Source organism: Candidatus Effluviviaceae Genus I sp., assembly GCA_016867725.1.
Taxonomy (GTDB): Bacteria; Joyebacterota; Joyebacteria; order Joyebacterales; family Joyebacteraceae; genus VGIX01.
The window spans coordinates 1-21,756 of sequence record VGIX01000033.1; the positions used below are offsets into that span (position 1 = coordinate 1).

Annotated in this window: 17 protein-coding genes; 11 read left to right on the forward strand and 6 right to left on the reverse strand. The window is 70.9% G+C overall.

The genetic code is table 11. The annotated features are described in order from the left end of the window. The 4 genes from FJY74_07420 to FJY74_07435 all read right to left on the reverse strand — a co-directional run. Window positions 1-139: ABC transporter permease (locus FJY74_07420; protein MBM3308137.1), on the reverse strand; the 139-nt coding region annotated here is incomplete at its 3' end. 13 nt (window positions 140-152) lie between these two features. Continuing rightward, window positions 153-1,388 carry an ABC transporter permease gene (locus FJY74_07425; GenBank protein MBM3308138.1) on the reverse strand — a complete coding sequence of 412 codons (1,236 nt, stop codon included), beginning with the start codon at window positions 1,386-1,388 and terminating at the stop codon, window positions 153-155. After that, window positions 1,385-2,065 (reverse strand): ABC transporter ATP-binding protein, encoded by a 681-nt coding sequence (locus FJY74_07430; protein ID MBM3308139.1) that lies wholly within the window; start codon window positions 2,063-2,065, stop codon window positions 1,385-1,387. Before FJY74_07430 ends, FJY74_07425 begins: the two co-directional genes overlap by 4 nt. A gap of 7 nt (window positions 2,066-2,072) precedes the next feature. Then, a complete protein-coding gene (locus tag FJY74_07435; GenBank protein ID MBM3308140.1) occupies window positions 2,073-3,245 on the reverse strand; it encodes an efflux RND transporter periplasmic adaptor subunit in 1,173 nt (390 codons plus the stop codon). A 235-nt stretch (window positions 3,246-3,480) separates the two neighbouring features. Between FJY74_07435 and FJY74_07440 the strand changes: the two genes are divergently transcribed. After that, the gene (locus tag FJY74_07440; protein MBM3308141.1) at window positions 3,481-5,445 is read left to right on the forward strand and encodes an ABC-F family ATP-binding cassette domain-containing protein; all 1,965 of its coding nucleotides are present in this window, start codon (window positions 3,481-3,483) and stop codon (window positions 5,443-5,445) included. 43 nt (window positions 5,446-5,488) lie between these two features. Here the strand turns inward: FJY74_07440 and FJY74_07445 are convergent, their stop codons facing one another. Next, a complete protein-coding gene (locus FJY74_07445; protein ID MBM3308142.1) occupies window positions 5,489-8,806 on the reverse strand; it encodes a hypothetical protein in 3,318 nt (1,105 codons plus the stop codon). A gap of 417 nt (window positions 8,807-9,223) precedes the next feature. Here FJY74_07445 and glgC point away from each other — a divergent pair, with 417 nt between their 5' ends. The 5 genes from glgC to FJY74_07470 all read left to right on the forward strand — a co-directional run bounded on the left by glgC (window position 9,224) and on the right by FJY74_07470 (window position 16,038). Then, on the forward strand, window positions 9,224-10,420 hold the full coding sequence (glgC, locus tag FJY74_07450) for a glucose-1-phosphate adenylyltransferase (GenBank protein MBM3308143.1): 1,197 nt from the start codon (window positions 9,224-9,226) through the stop codon (window positions 10,418-10,420). 107 nt (window positions 10,421-10,527) lie between these two features. After that, the gene (locus FJY74_07455) at window positions 10,528-11,268 is read left to right on the forward strand and encodes an energy transducer TonB (protein MBM3308144.1); all 741 of its coding nucleotides are present in this window, start codon (window positions 10,528-10,530) and stop codon (window positions 11,266-11,268) included. 77 nt (window positions 11,269-11,345) lie between these two features. Beyond that, window positions 11,346-13,241, forward strand: a complete 1,896-nt coding sequence (locus tag FJY74_07460) for a hypothetical protein (protein MBM3308145.1) — start codon at window positions 11,346-11,348, stop codon at window positions 13,239-13,241. A gap of 40 nt (window positions 13,242-13,281) precedes the next feature. Next, window positions 13,282-15,378: a hypothetical protein gene (locus FJY74_07465; protein ID MBM3308146.1), complete on the forward strand. Its 2,097-nt coding sequence runs from the start codon at window positions 13,282-13,284 to the stop codon at window positions 15,376-15,378. A gap of 123 nt (window positions 15,379-15,501) precedes the next feature. After that, the gene (locus FJY74_07470) at window positions 15,502-16,038 is read left to right on the forward strand and encodes a zf-HC2 domain-containing protein (protein MBM3308147.1); all 537 of its coding nucleotides are present in this window, start codon (window positions 15,502-15,504) and stop codon (window positions 16,036-16,038) included. Window positions 16,039-16,096: 58 nt separating this feature from the next. Here the strand turns inward: FJY74_07470 and FJY74_07475 are convergent, their stop codons facing one another. Continuing rightward, window positions 16,097-16,525 carry a hypothetical protein gene (locus FJY74_07475; protein MBM3308148.1) on the reverse strand — a complete coding sequence of 143 codons (429 nt, stop codon included), beginning with the start codon at window positions 16,523-16,525 and terminating at the stop codon, window positions 16,097-16,099. A gap of 230 nt (window positions 16,526-16,755) precedes the next feature. On the opposite strand from FJY74_07475, the gene FJY74_07480 reads away from it, so the two are divergent. From FJY74_07480 to FJY74_07500, 5 genes are all read left to right on the forward strand, one after another. Further along, window positions 16,756-17,361, forward strand: coding sequence for a sigma-70 family RNA polymerase sigma factor (locus FJY74_07480; protein ID MBM3308149.1), 606 nt, complete (start codon window positions 16,756-16,758; stop codon window positions 17,359-17,361). Further along, the gene (locus FJY74_07485; GenBank protein MBM3308150.1) at window positions 17,358-18,170 is read left to right on the forward strand and encodes a nitroreductase family protein; all 813 of its coding nucleotides are present in this window, start codon (window positions 17,358-17,360) and stop codon (window positions 18,168-18,170) included. Before FJY74_07480 ends, FJY74_07485 begins: the two co-directional genes overlap by 4 nt. A 40-nt stretch (window positions 18,171-18,210) precedes the next feature. Then, window positions 18,211-19,419, forward strand: coding sequence for a DUF401 family protein (locus FJY74_07490; GenBank protein MBM3308151.1), 1,209 nt, complete (start codon window positions 18,211-18,213; stop codon window positions 19,417-19,419). 34 nt (window positions 19,420-19,453) lie between these two features. Beyond that, the gene (locus FJY74_07495; GenBank protein MBM3308152.1) at window positions 19,454-20,371 is read left to right on the forward strand and encodes a DMT family transporter; all 918 of its coding nucleotides are present in this window, start codon (window positions 19,454-19,456) and stop codon (window positions 20,369-20,371) included. Window positions 20,372-20,427: 56 nt separating this feature from the next. Next, on the forward strand, window positions 20,428-21,756 hold a 1,329-nt coding region (locus FJY74_07500), incomplete at its 3' end, for an oligopeptide transporter, OPT family (GenBank protein ID MBM3308153.1).

The window sequence follows — 21,756 nt, forward strand, 5'->3', positions numbered from 1 at the left end:
CGCTGATCCCGCCGACGAACGAGTGCATCGCGACGACCGACGCCACGCCGACGATGATGCCGAAGAGGGTGAGCCCCGAGCGCAGCTTGTGCGTCCGGATGGACGAGAGCCCTCCCAGCACGCTTTCGAGCAGGTTCACGGGAGGCTCCTCTCTACTCGTACCTCAGGGCTTCGACCGGGTCGAGGCGGGCCGCCCTGAGCGCGGGGAACACGCCGAAGACGAGGCCGACAGCCAGGGACGTCAGGAACGCGATCAGCGGGATGGAGGGCGCGAGCGCCGTGGGCATCCCGAGCAGCTTGTCCACCGCGGCGGTCATGCCGAAGCCCACGACGAGCCCCACGGCGCCCCCGACCGAGGTCACCGCCACGGCCTCGACGAGGAAGTGCACGAACACGTCGCGCGCCGACGCGCCGAGGGCCTTCCGGACGCCGATCTCGCGCACGCGTTCCGTGATCGACGAGAGCATGATGTTCGCGATGACCACGCCGCCCACGAAGAGCGACACGAACGCCACGGCCCAGAACACGATGTTGAAGAACTGCTGCTGCTGCGCCTGCTGCTCGACGCCCTCCCGCTTCGAGTCGATCTCGAAGTCCTCGACGCCGTGTCTCCGCCGGAGGAGCGTTCTGACCTCACGCTCGAGCCTCGGCACGTCCTCGACCGTCCGGGCCGCGATCTCGAGCCCGCCGAGCCGGTCGCTGACGGTGAACCGCTTGATCATGGTCGTGATCGGGATGTAGTGGCTCCGGTTGAACCACTCGAGGACGTTGCGGTCGCCCGGGCCGCCGCCTCCGCGGAAGTAGAACTCCTTCTTCTCCATGAGCCCGACGACCGTGAACGGGATGCCCTCGATGCTGATCTTCTTCCCGATCGGATCCGCCGCGCCGAAGAGGTCCTCGCGGTACGTCGGCCCCATGACGACCACGTTCGCGTGCGTCTCGCAGTCGATGTCCGTGATGAAGCGGCCGGTCGCGACCGGCATGTCGTCCGCGTACGGGTAGTGCGCGTTCGTGCCGAGGACTTTCATCCGGAACGTCCTGTCCCCCCAGGTCACCTGGAGGTACCGGACGATCTCCGGGTCCACGGTGAGGACGGAGGGGCACTCCTCCAGAATGGCCTGCGCGTCGCGGTAGGTGAGTCGTTCGGACGCGCGCTCCGCGGCCGTCATGACGACGCGGTCGCTTCTCGAGTCTGTGATGCGAAGCTCCCGGAGGCCTCCGAGCTCCTCGAAGAACGCGACGGTCTGCGCCTGGCCGCCGTGCATGAGCGAGAGCACCGTGACGACCGACGCGACGCCGAGCACGATGCCGACGGTCGTGATGACCGCGCGCGCCCTGTTGGCCGCCATGTCCTGCACGCCCGCCGAGAAGCTCTCGAAGAGGTTCACCGTCTGTCCTCGCGCGCCACGACGCCGTCCTCGAACTGCAGCACGCGGCGCGCGTGCGAGGCCACGCCGGCGTCGTGCGTGACGATCACGACGGTCTTGCCGCCCGCGCTCAGCGCGTCGAGGACGTCCATGATCTCACGGCCCGTCTTCGAGTCGAGGTTGCCGGTCGGTTCGTCGGCAAGGAGGATGGAGGGATCGCTGACGAGCGCCCTCGCGATGGCCGCGCGCTGGCGCTCGCCGCCCGAGAGCTCGTTCGGCCGGTGCCCGAGCCGGTGGGAGAGTCGCAGCGTTTCAAGCACCTCGATGGCACGCCGCCGCCGCTCGGCCCTCGTCACGGAGCCCCGGTAGAGGAGGGGAAGCGACACGTTGGCGACGACGTCGATCCTGGGGAGGAGGTTGAAGTTCTGGAAGACGAACCCGATCTCCTTGTTCCTCACGCGGGCGAGGGCGGGTCCGGTGAGGCCGCCCACCTCGCGGTCGTGCAGCAGATACCTGCCCGACGTGGGCGTGTCGAGACACCCGAGGACGTGCATGAGCGTGGACTTCCCCGAACCCGACGGCCCCATGACCGCGACGTACTCGCCGTCGTCAATCGCCAGGGTCACGCCGCGCAGGGCCTGGACCTGCGCCGCCCCCAGCTCGTAGGTCTTCGTGAGCGCCTCCGTGCGGATCAGCATGGGCGCCTCATCCCCGCCGGCCGGCGGCCATGCGCTCGCGCCGGAGCTCGTCCTCGGTCTTCTGCTGGCCCTCGAGCGCCGGGTCGTAGAGCGCAACCTCCTCACCCTCGCTGAGTCCCGAGACGACCTCGACCAGGTCGATCGTGCTGATGCCCGTCCGGATCTCCCGCTCGACCGGCGCGTTCCCGCTCCCGTCGAACACGTACACCACGTGCCGGCCCTGCTTCCTGAACACGGCCTCGACCGGGACCGTGAGCACGCCCTCCCGGTGGTCCCCCCGGATCTCGATGTTCGCCGTCATGCCTGGCCTCAGGCGCTCGTCGGAGTCCGTGACGTCGATCTCGATGTCGAAGATCTTGACGCCCTCCGCGCTGCGCGCCGCGGGGGCGATGTGCGTGATGACTCCGTGGTACTCGACATCGGGGTAGGCGTCCACGTCGATGGCCACCGCCTGCCCGTTCCGTATCTTGCCGGCGTCCACCTCGTTCACGCCCGCCCTGATCTGCATGGCCGAGAGGTTGGCGATGGCCATGAGCGTCGAGCCGCTCGTGTACGAGAGCGCGCCCGACGTGACGATCTCGCCCTCCTCGATCTGGAGCTCGATGACGATGCCCGACGCGGGCGCGAGGATCTCGAGGAACTGCGCGGACTCGGCCTCGGGCTCCGTCGTGACGCCGTCCTCGGCGGCGAGTTTCATCTGCTCGAGCGCCGAGCGGTATTCGATCGTGGCGATGTCGAGGGCGTCCTTCGAGAGCTTGAGCGCCTCGTCGGAGATGTGGCCCGCCGAGTGGAGATTGACGTCGCGCTCGTGGTCCTGCCGCGCCCGGTCGAGGTCCACCCTCGCCCGGCCGTACCCGCTCTTGAGGGTGGCGACTGTGCGGGCCTGCGCCATGTCGGGCTCGACGACCGCCAGCACGCCGCCCTTGTTCACCCACGCGCCCTCGCGGGCGACGAGCCGCGTGATCTTCCCGCTCACCTTGGACTTCACGAGGACCTTCGTCTTCGGTTGGATCTCGCCGACCTCGGCGAGCCTGACCGCGACGTCGCCGACGGCGACCTTGGCGCGCCGCCCGTCCGGGGTCCCCGCGGCCTCCGCGCCGCGCCCGGTCCCGCCGCCGCACCCGGCGGCGAGCGCCGCGGCGGCGACGGCCGCGGCGATCCACATCGCGCTCCTTCTCATGCCCTTCCTCCCGGCCTGTCGCCGCGTCGCCCGAGGCTCCGCGGCCAGTGTATGCGTCGAGTGTGACCCCCACAAGCCCGTTTCGGTTGCCGGCCGCTGCGTTGCCCGCCGCGCTGACCGTAGCGCGGAGCGTGCCGCGGACCTTGGCGCGGGCCTCCGCGCCGATGTATACTCGCTCCTCAGGCCGCGGACGGCGGAGAACCGTTCGCGGTCCATGGCGACTGGGAGGGCTTCCGTGGTCCAGATCGAGAACGTCGCGGTGTCCTTCGCGGGCAAGCCGCTCTTCCGCAACGTGAACTGGCGGATCGGCGACGAAGACCGCGTGGGGCTTGTCGGGCCCAACGGCTGCGGCAAGACGACGCTCCTCCGGCTGATCCGCGGCGACGTCCATCCTGACGAGGGGACCATCTCCGCCTCCCGCAAGACGACGTACGGATACCTCCCGCAGGAGGAACTCACCCTCAGGGGGCGGACTCTCTTCGACGAGGCCGTGTCGGTCTTCGGCCGCCTGTCCGTCATCGAGACGAGGATGCGCGAGCTCGAGCACCTCATGGCCGAGATCCCGCCCGAGGGGCCCGAGCACGACCGCGTCATGCGTGAGTACTCCGAGCTCCACCACGAGTTCGAGGCGAAGGACGGGTTCACGATCGACTCCAGGGTCGCCGAGGTGCTCTCGGGGCTCGGGTTCGCGGTCTCCGATCACGGGAGGATGACCGAGGAGTTCAGCGGCGGGTGGCAGATGCGCATCGCGCTCGCCAAGCTCCTCCTCAAGCAGCCGAACGTCCTGCTCCTCGACGAGCCGACGAACCACCTCGACCTCGAGTCCATCATCTGGCTCGAGGAGTACCTGAGATCGTACCCCGGCGCCGTCGTTCTCGTGTCGCACGACCGCACGTTCCTCGACAAGGTCGTGGGCCGCATCAGCGAGGTCTGGTCCGACGGGCTCGTGGACTACTACGGCGGCTACTCGGCGTACCGCGAGCAGCGGGAGAAGCGCCGCGAGACGCTCCTCTCGACGCGCAACCAGCAGGAGAAGCGCATTGCTCAGATCCAGCGCTTCATCGACAAGCACCGCGCCGACAAGTTCCAGGCCGCGATGGTGCAGAGCCGCATCAGGATGCTCGAGAAGATCGAGCTCGTCGAGGTGCCGCGCGACCGGAAGGGCATCCACTTCGAGTTCCCGCAGCCGCCGCGCGCCGCGTCCGTGCCCATGTCGGTCCGCGGCCTCTCGAAGCGCTACGGCGACACGGTCGTCTTCGACGGGATCGACTTCGACGTGTCGCGCGGCGACCGTGTGGCGGTGGTCGGCGTCAACGGCGCGGGGAAGTCCACGCTGCTCAACGTCATGGCCGGCCGGACGCCGCACCAGGGCGGCGAGGTCAAGCTCGGCAACAACGTCACGATCGAGTACTTCGGTCAGGACCCCGGACAGACGCTCAACAAGTCGAGGACCATCCTCGCGGAGCTCGAGTCCGTCGCGCCGAACGACATGCGGCCGCGGCTGCGGAATCTCCTCGGCGCGTTCCTGTTCTCGGGCGACGACGTCGAGAAGCGCGTCGGCGTGCTCTCCGGCGGAGAGAAGAGCCGGCTCGCGATCGCGAAGATGCTCCTGCGGCCCGCCAACCTCCTGCTCCTCGACGAGCCGACGAACCACCTCGACGTGTCGGCGCGCGAGGTGCTGGAGGACGCGCTCGCGCAGTACACCGGCACCGTCTGTCTCGTGTCCCACGACCGCGCCTTCATGGACCGTCTCGCGACGAAGGTCCTCGAGATCGACCGCGGCCGGCTGAGGCTCTTCCACGGCAACTACAGCGACTACCTGTACGCCAAGGAGCGTGAGAAGGCCGAGCGGTCGGGCAGCCCCGCGCCGACCGCGCCCCGACCGCGGGCCGGGAGCGACGACGGCGCGGCGGGGCCGAAGCCGAGGCGCAGCGGTCCGAAGAGCAAGGACCAGAAGCGGAAGGAAGCGGAGGCGCGCAGGGGCCTCTCCGCGGAGGAGCGCCGCCGGCGGGACACGCGACGCCAGATCATGGACGACATCTCGAAGGGCGAGAAGAGGCTCGAGGAGCTCAGGCTCGAGCTTGCGGACCCCGCGGTCTATGCGAGCGGTCAGCGGGCGAAGAAGCTCGTCGGAGAACAGCGAACCCTGCAGTCGAAGGTGGACCGCCTCTACGAACGATGGGCGGAGCTGGAGGGCTGACCCCGCGCCCCGCCCATCGCCTTCCCGCGTGACGTCACGGACGTCACTTGAGGATCGTCATCTTCTTCACGTCGGACCAGCCGTCGACCGTCAGACGGCAGAAGTACACGCCGGACGACACGCGGTCGCCCCGCGCGTCGCGGCCGTCCCACCGCGCCTCGTGGCGCCCCGCCGGTGCAGGACCGTCGGCGAGCACCGTGACGAGCCTGCCCGCCACGTCGTACACGGCGAGCCTCACGCGCGCGCCGTCCGCGCCCACCGCGTAGCGGATGGTCGTCGTCGGGTTGAACGGGTTCGGCGCGTTCTGCTCGAGCCCGTGCGGCCGCGCGACCGGAGCCTCGGCGACGCCGCTGGTCCCGATGAGCCCGAGGTCGGCGAGGATCCGCCGCACGTACTCGGTGCGCGTCGAGGGATACGCCGCGTCCGTCATGCCGCCGAGGAGCACCGGGACCATGTAGAGCCTGGCGCCGGTTCCCGGAGGCGCGTACACCGTACCGCGGCCGTTCGAAGCCTGGTCGCTCCAGAGCCGTGACGCGCCCGGGCTTCCGTCCGGCGTGACGCGCCCCACCATCTGGTCCGGCCAGCCCTTGTAGTCGTAGGCGAAGCTCTGGCCGTCCGCCACCTGCCCGGGCTCGCCCATGATCGAGGCGACGTTCCCGATGCTCCGACCCGACCCTGCCGCGTGGACCGCATGGAACCTGCTCCACAGCTCCCTGCTCGCGGGCGTGCCGTTGACGTAGTACGTCCCCCCGAAGTTCGGCTCCTCGACGTACACGCTGCCACCCGCGTCGATGGAGGCCGTCAGGGCGCCGATCTCGTCGGCGGTCATCGGGACGTTCACGCCGCCCTGGCCCGCGTACTGGATGACGCCGCCGAGGTACACGATGAGCTCGAACGGAGCGAGGTTCGACGGCAGCGTCTTCGTGACCACGTACAGCTCTCCGATCGCGTCGAGCGCCTGGATCCAGGGCGCCTCGCACCCGTCCGCGGCGGTGAAGTCGTCGTTGACCCCGTCGAAGGGCGTGTCGCCGTCGTCGGCGTCCCACACGAGGATCCGCGCGTTCTGGCTGGCCGCGATCGGCCCGCGCGCGGCCACGACGGGGTCCTCGTTCCCCGAGAGGTCGAGCGCCGTCACGGCGTACCAGTACGGGACGCCCTCCGCGACGCCGGTGTCCGTCCACGAGGTCTCGTCGGGCGGCAGGATCGCGCCGGTGACGGGCGTCATCCCCGCGACGCTCGTGAGCGCCGTCTCGCTCCGGTAGATCCTGTAGCACGCGAAGTCCGCGGGCGGCTCGTACCCCGCCCACGAGAGCTCGAGCACGCCGCCCGTGTCGAACGGGTCGGACACGACGAGCTGCGCGACGCGCGCCGGCGGCTCCGTGTCCGCTGGCCGGTCGACCGCCTGGATCGTCCTGACGAGCGCGAGGATCCCCTGTCCCGTCACGGTCATCGTCATGGGGCCCTCGGCCGACGGGGCGGGCAGCAGCCACGCGACGCCGTCCTGTCCCGCCGTTGCCGTCACGGACACGCCCGATCCGGACAGGTGCACGATGGCGCCGCCGACGGGCGCGCCGCCCCGCGACACCGTCGCGACGAACGGATGCTCGCCGAGCGGGACCGACGCGACGTGGTTCACGGTCGCCGCGACCGGCTCCTGCGTCCAGATGGTCATCTCGGGGTCGCCCAGGAGGTTGAGCTCGTACAGGCAGTACCTGTAGTAGTCGTTCGTCCTCGCGAGCCCCACGAGCGCGTCCTTGTGCGCGGCGTGGGTCATGCCGATCCGATCAACGCCCTCGTTGAAGAGCTGCCGGAAGAACTCGCGGTCGAACTCGTCGGACGTTCCTCCGCCGGGATTGCCCGGGGAGCCCCAGCCGTACCGGCTGTTGCCGACGAACGCCACGCCGCCGCGGGCGGCGTGCACCCAGTGCTCGGCGATTGCGTCGTAGTCGATGGCCGCGGCCCAGCACCCGATGGAGTAGAAGATGCCGTAGCGGGAGACGTTGGTGAGGTTGTCGAAGTCCGAGGAGTAGAGCGAGCTCGAGCCGATGCTCATCACGTTCCAGTTGGCGTGGCCCACGTGGTTCACGATGTTCCGGCCCGCGTTGAGTTCGGAGATCGTCCTGGACTTCGTCAGGAGACCGTTGGTCTGGTACAGCTTCGAGATGGGATCGAACCGCTCCGGGACCGACTCGTCGTCGATCATGTCCTTGCAGATGCCGCCGTCGGTGTAGGGCGACGTCCAGAGGACCTCGGCGAGGAAAAGCGCTCTCGTCTGGTAGTCCGTGGCGGGCGCAGCGGCGCCCGACGCGCCCTGGTACGTGAGCGTCTTGCTGACGAACCGGGTCGCCTCGGTCGTGTTGTCCACCGGGGCGCGGCCCACGAACACGTCGGCGTACATGTCCACGTTGTCGTGCCAGACCTCTCCCCACGTGCCGTCGCCGTCGGCGTTCCACGTCCCGTCGAGATCGGAGTAGTAGAGATCGCACCTCAGATCGTCCTCGCCGGGTGTTCCCTGTCCCGATGTCATCGCGTACGCGATGCGCGCGGGCACGACGTTGGTGTCGCCGCCGAGGAGCACCCACTGGGTCCCGTGGTTCTCGTAGTGGTCGATGATGCAGTTCCTGATGCGTTCCTGGTTGTCCACGCCGCCGTAGTTGGCGTAGACCCAGGTCGTCGTGAGGACCTGCGCGGGGATGCCCTTCTGCGTCTTCCAGTCCGCGAGCGGCTGGAAGGTCGAGGCGAGCGACGAGCTCGTGATGATGAGGTACTCCGCGTCGCCGCTTCGGCCGCCTGCGCGCATCGCCGGCGCGGGAGAGACGTCGGCGGGATTGACGACCATGCGGCGGAGTCTCTCGACGGCCGCGCCGTCCTTGAGCGGTCGTCGCGGCTCCCTGTCCGTGTCCGGCGCGAGCGTGAGCGTGACGCGCACGGACTCGCACAGCGTGAGCCGGCCCTCGGCGGGCGCGTACCGGACGGGGAACACGGCCACGGACGCGACAGGGCGTCCGGCCAGCATGCCGTTGGCCAGGAGCGCGGCGGCGCGCTCAGGGTAGGGGGCGGACGAGGCGTACGCGACGGGGTCGGGGGCGACGAGGTCCATGGGGCCAGGGCGCGAGAGGGGCACCTGCGGCTGAACCGGCCGGACGTCGTAGGAACCGTCGAGCCTCCGCTCGGCCGTCACCTCGGCGTCCACTCCGACCGCCACCAGGCCCTCCGGAAGCGCGAACGTGATCACCTTGAGCGGTAGCTCAGGAAAGCCGATGTCTGTGGTGGTCGCCGCGCCACGGAGGCGGACGACGTCGCGACCGTCGAGGCGCGCGATGGTCAGATCGGCGCGCTCGAACTCGACCGCGGCGGACACGACAGCCACCCCAGCGTGAGCGGTGGCGCAGACCACAAGGATGGCGACAAGGGGCATGATCGGCCGGAGCCCGGTCGGACGCATTCGGTCCCTCCCTGTTCCCGGGGTGCGGTGCCTCCAATCCACGACAAGACACAATGTTACCCCTTCTTGCCGCCCCGGTCAAGGAATGCCTCGGCGGAGCGGCCCCTCCGGCGCGCCGCCCGGCCGAGCCAGTCGCGCGCGTCGGCGCCAGAGGCCCGGCTTGACATCGAGGGGCCCGTCGTTCTATAGAAGGAGCGGGCCGGACTCCCGGCACCGTCACGCCGGGGGACATGCGAGGCCCGGACCCCCCGAACGCCGACGCGCGCCGCGGCCGCGCGCCCGGCGAGGCGCCTGCTCGACGTCGGAGGGAGCGTGAAGCGAGAGACCGTCGTCATGATCCTCGCCGGAGGCAAGGGTGAGCGCCTCTGGCCCCTGACCCGCGACCGCGCCAAGCCCTCGGTGCCGTTCGGCGGCATCTACCGCATCATCGACTTCAGCCTCTCCAACGCCATCAACTCAGGCCTCCGGCGCATCTTCGTCCTCACGCAATACAAGTCCATCTCGCTTGCCAGGCACCTCAGGGAAGGATGGGGCTTCCTGAGCAGCACGCTCGGGGAGTTCGTCGAGAACGTGCCGGCCCAGCAGCGGGTGGGCGAGGACTGGTATCGCGGGACTGCCGACGCCATATGGCAGAACGCGTACCTGCTCGACCAGCTCAACCCCGCGTACGTGCTGGTCCTCTCGGGCGACCACGTCTACACGATGGACTACAGCGGCCTGCTCGCGTATCACGTCACGGCCGGTGGAGACTGCACGATCTGCGTCCAGGAGCGCCCCGTCTCGGAGGCCTCGGCGCTGGGAGTGGTCGAGGTGGACGACAGGCTTCGCGTCCGCGGCTTCGAGGAGAAGCCGCGAGCCCCGAAGACCGTCCCAGGAAGGCCGGACAGCGTGCTCGCGTCCATGGGCATCTACGTGTTCACCACCCGCTTCATGGTCGATCGTCTCGCGAAGGCGGCCTCGGAGGACAAGTTCGACTTCGGCCGCCACGTGATCCCCGACATGGTGGCTGGCGGCAACGACGTGCGCGCCTTTGTCTTCGGTGGGGAGGGAGGGTCGAACTACTGGCGCGACGTCGGGACGATCGATGCGTACTGGTCCGCGAACATGGATCTCGTCGAGATCACGCCGCAACTCAATCTCTATGACGACAGCTGGCCGATCCACACCTATCAGGGCAGGTATCCCCCGGCCAAGTTCCTCTACGACGATCCCGGCGGAGAGGGGCGGATGGGCGTCGCCGTCGACTCGATCGTGTCCACCGGCTGCGTCATCTCCGGCGGTCGCATCCAGCGGTGCGTGCTGTCGCCTCGCGTGCGGACGAACAGCTACAGCTACGCGTTCGAGAGCATCCTCATGGAAGGCGTTGACGTCGGCCGCTACGCGAAGCTCCGCCGCGTCATCGTGGACAAGGGCGTCCGCATCCCCCCCAGGACCCAGATCGGCTACGATCCGGAGGAAGACGCCGCGCGCTTCACCATCACCGAGAACGGCGTCGTGGTGGTCCCGAAGGGCTACCGGTTCCCCGAGTGACGGTGGCGCGAGGTCGCGCGGTGCGCCGGCGCCCGCCGCGGCCGTGCCCTCACCGGCAGGCGCCTTGGCCTCCGGCCGTCCCCGAAGCCTCGGAGGTCGGCTCCTCCATGCGTGAAGGTCCTTCTCCGGCCAGACTCGCCCGCGCCGCGCGCGAGCGCGTCTACCGGCGGACGCTGCGGCTGGCGGCGTGCCTCGCGATCGCGGGGCACGCCGCTCTGTTCCTCTCCCTGACGCCGCCGCACCGCATCCCTCTCGTCAGGCACCTGGGGTACGAGGGCCCCCTCAGGATCCTCCCGGAGATCTCCGAGATGCGGGAGCCGGGCCCCGTCGAGTCGGAGCGGGAGAGCGTCTCCGGGCGAGGCGCGAGCGGCGCGTTCCGCGCCATCGATATCGCCATCGTCGACAGCGAGCGGCCGGTGGGAGAACGCGTCCGCGAGGACGTGGGCGCTCGCGACGAGACGGTGGGCGACGAGAACCTCACCCAGCTGGAGCAGACGCTGCCGCAGCCGACGAGCCGCGAGCTCGTCGTGCTCAAGCTGGTCAAGCCCGAGTATCCGCGGTCGTCGGTGCTCGACGGCGTCGAAGGCGTCGTGACGTTCCGCGTGCACGTCACGAGGGACGGCACGGTCGCGCGGGTGTGGCGCATGAGTTCGGAGGTCGACCGCGCGTGCGACGAGGCCGCGCGCCGAGCGCTGCTCCAGTGGCGCTTCAGGCCGTTCCTGTCGGAGGGGACCCCCACGGACGTGCTCGTTGACCAGAGGATCCGCTTCATCCTCACCGGCGCAGAGGCCGTGACGGGGGCGACGCGCGGGCAGGCCGGGGCGGCGCGCGGCCGGGCGCTTCCTTGACACCGGGCGGCGCGTCGGGGACACTGAGAGCGTCACGCGGGCCGGGAGCGTCCCCGGCCCGAACGATCGGAGTCCGTTTGAGCCTCGGGTTCTCATGGGCCGCCGGGCGCGAGCGCCGCGACTGCAGGGTCGGCGCGGCGGTGCCGGCGGTCCTTCTCGTCCTCGCGGCGGCGCTCGCCCGTCCTGCGGTCGCGGCGGACCTTGACCGCAGTCTGTTCGTCCCCGTGGACGAGCTTCGCCCCGGCGATCGCTGCGTCGGCCGGACCGTGTTCTCCGGCAGCGCCGTCGAGGAGTTCGAGATCGAGATCGTCGGCGTCGTCAGGGGCGAGGCGCCGCAGAGCGACCTCATCATCGCCCGGGCCTCCGGTGGGCCGCTCGAGAAGACCGGCATCCTCGCGGGAATGAGCGGGAGCCCGGTGTACCTGGGCGGCAGGCTCGTCGGGGCGATCGCGTCGACGTGGAGCTTCTCGAAGGAGCCGATCGCCGGAGTGACCCCGATCGCCGAGATGCTCCCGGCGCTCGACCTCATGGACGGCGCGAGCAGGACCGGCGACGGGACCGGTGGGACCCTCGGCCCGCTCGTCGTTCCCGGTCCGGAGCGGGCGGTCTCGCGCGCGGCATGGCTTCTCGGGGCGAGCGGCGCGGCCGGCGTCGTCCCGGACGGTTCGGTCGACGCGCGCGGCGCCGGGATCCTGGGCGGCGAGGCGGTGCGCCTCCCGCTTCCCCTCGTCGTGTCGGGCGGGAGCGACGCGTTCCTTGGCGGCGTCTCCGGTGTGCTCGCGGGGCTCGGCTTCACGCCCGTGCGGGGCGCCTCGGGGGGGGCTGCCGACGAGCAGGCCGGCGAGCCGGTTCCCGGCTCGGCCATCGGCGTTCAGCTCGTGCGCGGCGACGCGAACTGGACGGCCGTGGGCACGCTCACGCACCGCGAGGACGATCGCGTCATCGCGTTCGGCCACCCGCTCTTTCAGGGCGGCGAGGTCGAGCTTCCGATGGTGGGCGCGTACGTTCACGCGCTCCTGCCGCTCCAGTCGATGTCGTTCAAGTACGCGACCGGCTCCGAGCTCCTCGGCACGATGGTCCAGGACCGGCGGCGGATGGTCGCCGGGCGTCTCGGTCCGGCGCCGAAGATGATCGGGCTCTCCCTGCGCGTCGTGGCGGGCTCGGGCGAACCGCGCTCGTTCGAGTTCGAGGTTGCCAGAGCGCGGCCCTACTCCGCGGTCTTCGCCGGGCTCGCCGTCGCGGGCGCGCTCGACGAGGTCCTTCGGAGCGTGGCGCCGAGCTCGGTCGAGCTGCGCGCGCGGATCTCAACGGACGCCGGGCCGCTCGAGTACGCCGAGGTGCTGCACACACAGAGCCCGGCGTTCCGGGTCGGCGGCGAGATCGCCGCGCTCATGGACGTCGTGCTGGCCAACGCCTTCGAGCGGCGCGAGATCTCGAGCGTGTCGCTCGACGTCGCGGTGCTCGAGGAGGAGCGGTGGGCCGCGATCGAGCGCGTGTCCGCCGACCGCGCCGTGTACCGTCCCGGCGAGGACGTGCTGGTCTCCGTGACCCTTCGGCAGTGGCAGGGCGGCCGCGTCACGCGGACCGCGGCGCTCAGGGTCCCGCCCTCGACGCCCGACGGTCGATTCGTGCTCCGGGTCGCCTCGGCCCAGTCGTTCCGCGAGGGCGAGCGCCAGCGCCTCGGCGACGGGCTTCGTCCGAGGAACTACGAGCAGCTGCTGTCCCTCGTCGAGCGTTCCCGGCCGGGCAACGCGCTCGTCGCGCAGCTCCTGTCGGACGGTCCCGGGGTCTCCCTCTCCGGTCAGGAGATGCGCTCGATCCCCGGGCGCGCCGCGCTCGCGATGGCGCGCGCGGCGACGAGCGGGGTCGTGGACCGGGCCACGGCCGCGTGCGTCGCGGAATCCGAGATCCGGATCGACCGCGAGGCGCGGGGAACGATGGACGTGGTCATCACGGTGGCGCGGGACCGCTAGACCCGGCGGGCGCGGTCGCCGCGGACATCATGGAGGAGCGATGAGGCCGACTTCCCTTCCGCTGTGCGCCGCCGTCGCGTGGGCGCTGGCCGCGGCAGGCCCGGCGCGGGCGGTGTCCACGTCGTTCTGGCTCACGGACACGGCCGAGGGGTTCGAATCCGGGCGGGCGTCGGGGGTGTCGGTCCTCGAGGAGGGAGCGTTGGCGCTGTCGCCCGCCTCCGAGCGCGCGGACGTTCCCGACGCCGCGTACGTGTGGGCCGCGGTCCCCGGCGCGCAGGGCGTCGCGTACGTCGCCGCGGGGACGCCCGGGCAGCTCTACGAGCTCGCGGACGGCAAGCTGACGCTTCTCTTCGAGGACGCCACGGCCGACTTCCCGGCCGTCGCCGTGGGGCACGGAGGCGACGTGTTCGTCGGGACCGCTCCCGGCGGGCAGGTGTACCGCGTGAAGCCTGACGGGACGGGCAGCCTCTTCTACGACACCGGGCAGGGCTACGTCTGGAGCATGGCCTACTCCAGGGAGCACGGCCTTCTTGTGGGCACCGGCTCGTCGGCCAAGGTGTTCAGCCTCGGCGCCGACGGGAAGGCGCGCGTTGTCCTCGAGTCGCAGGAGTCGAGCATCACGGCGCTGGTCTGCTCGGGAGACAGGGTCCTCGCGGGCACGTCGGGCGAGGGGCTGCTGATGGACATCACACCCGGTCGCCCGGCGACCGTGCTGTTCGACTCGTCCTCCGAGGAGATCTCAGCCATCGTGGCGATGCCGGGAGGGGAGATCTACTTCGCCGGCACCGACGTGTCGCTGTCCGACGCCCTCAGCACAGATCCCGAGAGCCGCGCCGAGCTTGGTGTGGGCGCCGTGTGGCGCACCACACCCGCCGGCGGGGCGGTCGGCCTGTGGCAGTCGGCTGACACGCCGGTGACAGCTCTCGGTCTGGGTCCCGACGGCGGCGTGTGGGCCGGGAGCGGCGCGGGGGGCGTGATCTGCTCCGTGGGCTCGCGAGGGAAGTCCGACCTCATCGCCGACCTCGACGAGGAGGAGGTGCTGTCCATCACGGGCGCCGGGGCGCGGACGCTCGTGACGACGGGCGTCCCCGGCGCCGTGTACTCCTTCCACACCGGCGCGGGGCGGGCCGGTTCCTACGAGTCGGAGCCTCTGCGGGGCGGGTCCGTCGTCTCGACCTGGGGCGAGATGATGTGGCGCGGCGAGACGCCGGGCGGGTCGCGCCTGTCGTTCTTCACGCGGTCAGGCAACACGGTCGAGCCCGACGACACGTGGAGCCCGTGGGCAGCCGTGGAAGACCGGGGGCGCTCGCAGGGAGCCGTCGCGAGTCCCCCGGCGCAGCGGCTGCAGTGGCGCGTGGAGCTCGCGCGCGGCGCGGGCGGCGCGAGCCCCGTCCTCCGCGCCGTGGAGATCTCGTATCTCAGCGAGAACCTGCCTCCGAGGCTGGCATCGCTCGTGGTGCGCGCACCCGGAGACGCGGCCAGCGCCGAGGAGGGGCAAGGCCGCAGCTCGGCGACGCAGCTTCTGCCCGGCGGGCTTCAGTCGCTGCTCGGCGGGGAGGCGACGCGCTCCGAGACGCGCGAGCTGCCGTCGCTGCTCCGCGGCCTGCGCGCCGCCGAGTGGGAGGTCGTCGATCCGAACGACGACAGGATCGGTTTCGAGCTGTGGCTCCGCGGCGAGGACGAGCGGACATGGAAGCTCGTCGAGAAGGACCTCACCGCGATGTCGTACGCCTTCGACACGCAGGCGATGGCCGACGGGTTCTACCGCGTGAAGATCGTCGCGTCCGACGCCCTTGACAACCGCCCCGAGACCGCGGGCACCGACTCGCTCACGAGCGCGCCGTTCCTCGTGGACGGCGGCGCGCCGTCCATCGCGGACGTGGACGTTCGCGTCGGGCGCGGGCGCGCGACCGTGCGGGGCGCGGTCGCCGACGCGCTGAGCCCCATCGACCGCGTCGAGATCGCGATCGACTACGGCGAGTGGCGACCGGCCTTCGCCGACGACGGGATGTTCGATTCGCCCGACGAGGGATTCCACCTGGAGATCGAGGACGTCGCGCCGGGGGAGCACACCGTGGCGGTGCGCGTGGTGGACAGGGCCGGGAACTCCGCGGCGGTGACGCGCGTCGTGCGATGACCCCGCGGGATGCCGACGCTCGCGGTGACCCCGCCTCGTGAAACCACCCGGTCCCCGCCGGTGTCCCATGAGGCGACGGGAGGCCCGGGTGGCCCCCGGACGCAATCCCGAACCGGAAGAACGATGGACTGCAGGGACGCCACAAGGCTCGTGGAGCTGGAACTCGAGGGCGGGCTGGACGCCGACGCCTCGGCCAGGCTGAACGAGCACGTCCGGACGTGCCCCGGCTGCGCGGCACTCCGGGCGGAGCTTCGGGCGATCGACGTCGTCCTTGCCGAGGAGCGCATCGAGCCGGCGCCCGGGGGATTCGCCGCCGCCGTGATGGCGGAGGTGTCGCGCGCGGCCTCGCGAAGGAGGGTCCCGGACACCGCGGTGGTCTCCGGCGCGGCGGCCGTCGGGTTGGCCGGAGCGGTGTACGGCGTGGCGCGCGCGCTGGGCGCCGGATCGGACGGCGCCCTCGGACGCTGGGTCCGAGACGTTCTCGAGGGTGTCAGGGCCGGCGCGGCGGAGCTGGCCTCCAGAGTCCCCGGGCTCGACGCCGGGCTGTGGGACAATCCGGCCGCCGCGGGCGTTCTCGTTGCCTTTGCGGCGGCCGGCATCGTCTTCTTCGTGGTCGTCCTCTTGAGGTTCCCGAAGCAGATGTCCGTCGAGTGGCGCTAGCCGAGGTCTTCCTCACATGGCGAGATCAGCGGTCCGTCCCGTCAGGCTCCGGCGGGGATCAGATGTCGCCGCCCGCCCGCGGCGCTTCCTGCTTCGCGATCTGGATGGGCTTGCCGTTCCCGTTCTCGCCCGCGCTCAAGGACTTCCTCGCCCGGTGATAGAGCACGAGCGCGATGCCCATGAAGAGCGGGACGAGCGCGCCGATGATCGCGTCGGCGAGGATCCCCAGCGTCACGAACCCGACGAAGAGCGCGAGCCCGATCGCGATGAAGATGAACCCCCAGCCGAGCGCGGCCGTGCTGCGCCTCGAGGGCGCCCGACCGAGGAGCGCGGGATCGTACACGCCCTTCTCGAGCGCGGCGTTGAAGACCTCCTGCTTCCTCCTGGACTCGGTCGACGCGTGCTTGAAGACGGTGAACACGATGAGCACGACCATGGCGAACCCGGTCAGCATTCCGATCGCGCCCATGACGAACGGACCGATCATGAGGCTGCTCTCCTTTCCTCAGTGGCCCAACTGAGCGGCTTCCACGCGGTATACGACAGTGCCGGGGGGCGGAAGGTTTCGCGCCGCGCGCGCGGGCTGCCTTCCGGGCGACTCGCGCGCCGCGCGCGCCCCGGAACGCCCTTGGATTCGCCCGCCGTTCTGATACCATCGCGGGTCGAGCGCCGGCGGCCGCCGGGGGCGGCGCCGGGTCGTCCTGAGCGGGAGGGCCCATGCCGGCTCCCGGCGGGATGAACGGCCCCGCGGTCAGCGACCGCGATCTCGTGGCCCGCGCGCTGGGCGGGGACGATTCGGCCTACGCGGAGCTGGTCTCCCGCTACGCAGACCTCGTCCACACGATCGCCGCGCGGATCGTGGGGGAGGCGGACGCCGAGGACGTCGCGCAGGAGGCGTTCGTCAGGGCGCACGGGGCGCTCGCGGGGTTCCGGGGCGACTCGAAGTTCTCGAGCTGGCTCTACCGCATCGCCGTGAACCGGTCGCTCACGCATCTCAAGCGTCGGAGGCGGCGGCCGGAGCCGGTGGACCTCGGTCCGGGAGCCGACGGCCTGGCCCTGACACTCCCGTCGCGCGGGCCGGACCCGGAGCGGCTCGTTCTGGACGACGAGTTCCGGCGCCGAGTGAGGCGCGCCGTCGGGGCGCTCCCGCCGCGGTACCGGGCGGCCGTGACGCTGTTCTACCTTGAGGAGAGGAACTACGCGGAGGTCGCAGGCGCTCTCGGGATCCCCGTGAACACGCTCAAGACCCATCTTCACCGGGCGCGGGCGATGCTGCGCGAGGCGCTTGCCGACGAGGCTTCGGAACGTGGGAGGAACGAGTGAAGGGGTGCATTGACGTCCTGCTGGACAGGAGGAGCGTCTCGAAGTTCACGGACCAGGACATCACCAGGGACGTGCTGGACAGGATCCTGACGGCGGGGCTGCGCGCGCCGGCCCCCGGCGGATCGGTGCAGGGGGGATACAGGGGCGCCCAGCCCTACTCGATCATCGTCGTCAGGGACAGGAAGCGGCGCAAGCAGCTCAACGAGATGCTGTGCGAGGGGCGGAAGAAGGCCATCGAGGAGGCACCCGTCGCGCTGATCTTCTGCGTGGACACGCACAGGCTCAACCGCTGGGCGGCACTCCACGGGGGGGCCGCGCACTACAAGGGCGTCGGCGTCCTGTGGGTCGCGCTGCGCGCCGTCTACACGGTCGCCCAGAACGTGCTCATCGCCGCGGAGTCACTCGGCCTCGGCAGCCAGTACGTGCAGGAGATCGTCTGGCAGCCCTACCAGACGCTGGACTTCTTCAAGCTCCCGAAGCAGGTGCTTCCGGTGGCCATGCTCATCATGGGACATCCCGCCGAACGGCCGCCGCTCGCCCCGTCGCTCCCTCTCGAGGCCGTCGTGCACGAGGAGACGTACAAGGACCCGACGAACGAGGAGCTCGGCCGGTACCACGAGGCGCTGGAGGAGTACTTCCAGGAGTGGTACCGAGGCCTTGCGCCGACCTCCAAGGTCCGCAGGCATCTCGAGGCCTCGGGGGTGAAGACGCTCGCGCAGTACGTCTCGCTCATCACGTACACGGAGAGCTTCTACAAGTGGCGCGACGACATGGTGCGGACGAACATCACGCTCTCCGAACTCGAGTAAGCGGGGCCCCGGTCGCGGTCGGGCCCGTCCCGGAGGTCCCGTGGAGCGCGAGGTCGTCGCGCTAGCCGTCTCCATCGCGGTCGTCATCGCGCTCCTCAGGTTCAGGGTCGACCTCGGGATCACGATGCTCGTGGCGGCCGCGGCGCTCGCGCTCGCGGGCGGCCGCGCGCCGCTGTGGGCCCTGCGCGAGCTCGGGCGCGCCGCGATCGCGAAGGACACGCTTCTCCTGCTGGCGCGCATCGTGGCGATCATCGCCCTCGGCGAGGTCGCGGCGAAGCTCGGCTACTTGAACCGGCTCGTCACGGGGCTCAGGCAGCTCATCCCCGACAACAGGATCGTCATCGCGCTCATGCCGGCGTTCGGAGGGCTCCTCCCAATGCCCGGCGGCGCGATGCTCACGGCGCCCATGGTGGAGAGCTCCGTCCCGCCGGGCGGCGCCACGCCCGAGCAGAAGTTCTTCGTGAACTACTGGTTCCGTCACGTCTGGGAGTACATCTGGCCGCTCTACCCCGGTGTCGTCGTCGGCGCCGCGCTCGTGGGGCGGCGTGTGAGCGACATCTCCGCGCACAACTGGCCGCTCACGCTGGCCGCGATCGCCGGCGGCACGGTGTTCGTGCTCAGGCGCGTCCGGGCGGGGAGGAACGAGCGCGGCGGGAACGGCGCGCGGCAGGCGCACCGCGACGTCGCCCTCGGGATGCTGCCCTTCGCCGTCGTCATCGCGGGCGTGCTGGTGCTCAAGCTCGAGGTCGTCATCGTCGTGCTCGCCGTGATCGCGCTCCTCGTCGCGTTCGGGCGCCCGGCAGTCCGGGACGTCCTGCGCGCGTTCGCGCACGGGGTCGAGTACCAGGTCGTCACGCTCATCGTCGGGGTCGCCGCCTACAACCAGGTGCTCACCGAGGCGCGGATCATCGACGCCGTGCCCGAGATGTTCGTGCGGCTCCACATGCCGGTGCCCCTCGTCATCTGCCTCGTGCCGATGATGCTCGGTCTCATCACGGGCGTCACACTGGCCTTCATCGCGGTCGCCTTCCCGCTCCTCCTCCCGCTCATGGGCGGCCCGGACGTGAACATGAACCTCGTCATGCTCGCGTACGCGTCCGGCTTCGTCGGGTGCCTCCTCTCTCCGGTCCACCTCTGCCTCGTGCTCTCGAGGCAGTACTTCAAGGCGGACCTCGCGAGTTCGTATCGCCTTCTCCTTCTGCCCAGCCTTGTGGTCATGGCGGTTGCGGCCGTCCTTGCCCTCGTGTAGCATCGCGCCTCTCCACCTCTCTCGGGGGGGCGTGATGAGGGGACGCAAGGGTGCCGTCGTCGCCACGCTCGCGGCCGGACTCCTCTGGGGGTCGTCCTTCGTCGTTGTGAAGATCGGGCTCTCGACGCTCGATCCCTACTGGTTCGTCTTTCTGCGTTTCACGACCGCGGCGCTCGTCGCCCTGGCAGTCGCGGCGCTCGCCGGGCAGTTGCGGCAGGCCCTGCGGCTTCTGCGTCATCCGCTCGTTGTGTGGATGGGCGTGACGAACGCCGTCGGTTTCGTGCTCCAGTTCAAGGGGCAGACCCTGACGACCGCGGGGAAGGCCGCGCTGCTCGTGAACACGAACACGATCTTCGTGGCGGCGGCCTCGCGGCTCTTCCTGCGCGAGCGGCTCGGGCCGGCGAAGGCGCTCGGGATCGCGGCGGGCATGGCGGGGGTGTTCCTCGTCACGACGGGCGGGCGGCTTGCGCTCGGGTCTTCCGTCACCATCCTGGGCGACCTCACGGTGCTCGCCGCGGCGGTCGTGTGGACGGCCTTCGTGCTCATCGACAAACGGCTCATGGCCGCGGGCGGAGTGAGCGTGCGCGCGCTGGCCTCGGCGATGCTCATCGTCACGGCGGCCACCGCGCTTCCCGCCGCGCTCGTGTTCGGATCGGGGCGCCTTCCGCCGGTCGGGTGGGGCCTGTGGCCGGTCGGCTACACCGCCGTGTTCTGCACCGTGATCCCCTTCGCGCTCTGGACGTGGGGGCTCAAGCGCATCTCGGCGACCACCTCGAGCGTCATCCTGCTCACCGAAGTGGTCTTCGCGATGGCGCTCGCGGCGCTCGTCCTCGGCGAGAGACAGACAACGGGCGCGCTGTGGGGGGGGGTTCTCATCGGAGCGGCCGTCCTCCTGGCGTCGCTGGACTCCAGGGACGAGATCGCCGCAGGTCCGGACATCGTCCCTGAGTGACGGGGCGGCCGCGGCGCATCGGGCGCGGGCGGCCGGCCGGGGAGACGGAGGGCGTCATGCGCGAGGCGAAGAGGCTTGGGCCCCAGGCGTACGGCGGCGTGGACGGTGAGGCGTACAGGCCGTACGTCCCGCACGAACAGACCGTCGCGGAGTTCACCGTTCGCGCGGTCGTGACCGGCGCGCTCATCGGCATCGTGTTCGGGGCGGCGAACGCGTATCTCGGGCTCCTCGTGGGGCTCACGGTGTCGGCGTCGATCCCTGCCGCGATCATCGGTGTCGCGCTCGGGCGGGGCCTTCTCGGGCGCACGACGGTGCTCGAGAACAACATGGTGCAGACGATCGGGTCGGCCGGCGAGTCCTTGGCGGCGGGCGTCGTGTTCACCGTGCCGGCGCTCATCGTGCTCGGGCTCATGCCTGAGCTGTCGAAGATCTTCGTGCTGTCCGTCGTCGGCGGACTCCTCGGCGTCCTGTTCATGATCCCGCTCAGGCGCCAGCTCATCGTCCGCGAGCACGGCGCGCTCCCGTTCCCCGAGGGCACCGCGTGCGCGGAGGTCCTCGTCGCCGGCGACGCGGGCGGGACGCGCGTCAAGCGCGTCATGGCCGGCCTCGGTCTCGGGGGCGCGTACCAGTTCCTGATGGACGCGTTCCGCTTCTGGCCCGACCGGCCGAGCTGGAACGTGCGCGGGCTTCCCGGGGCGCAGGTCGGCGGCGAGGCCGCGCCGGCGCTCCTCGGCGTCGGGTACGTCCTCGGCCCGAGGATCGCCGGCCTCATGCTCTCGGGCGGGGCGCTCGCCTGGCTCGTCATCATCCCGCTCATCCGACTCATCGGGGAAGGGCGCGGCGAGCCCATCTACCCGGCCACGATGCCCATCGCGGAGATGTCGCCGGCCCAGATCTGGGACAACTACGTGCGCTACATCGGGGCCGGCGCGGTGGCCTTCGGCGGCCTCGTCACGCTGGTCAAGGCGATCCCCACCATCCTGAGGTCCTTCGGCGCCGGGTTCCGCGAGGTGACGCGCGGCGGGCGCGACGAGGCGGGGCGCCGGCGGACGGACCGCGACCTTCCAGTGCAGATCGTGGTGTGGGGCTCGGTCGCGCTGGCCGTCTGCGCGTGGGCCCTTCCGCAGATCCCGGTCAACGGCGTCGGCGCCGCTCTCATCGTCATCTTCAGCTTCTTCTTCGTGACGGTGGCGTCGCGCATCGTGGGGCTCATCGGGAGCTCGTCGAGCCCCGTGTCGGGCATGACCATCGGGACGCTGCTCGCGACGAGCGTCGTGTTCCTGAGGCTGGGCTGGACCGGCCCCGAGGGCATGGTGGCGGCCGTGACGGTCGGCGCGGTCGTGTGCGTCGCCATCAGCATCGCAGGCGACACGTCGCAGGATCTC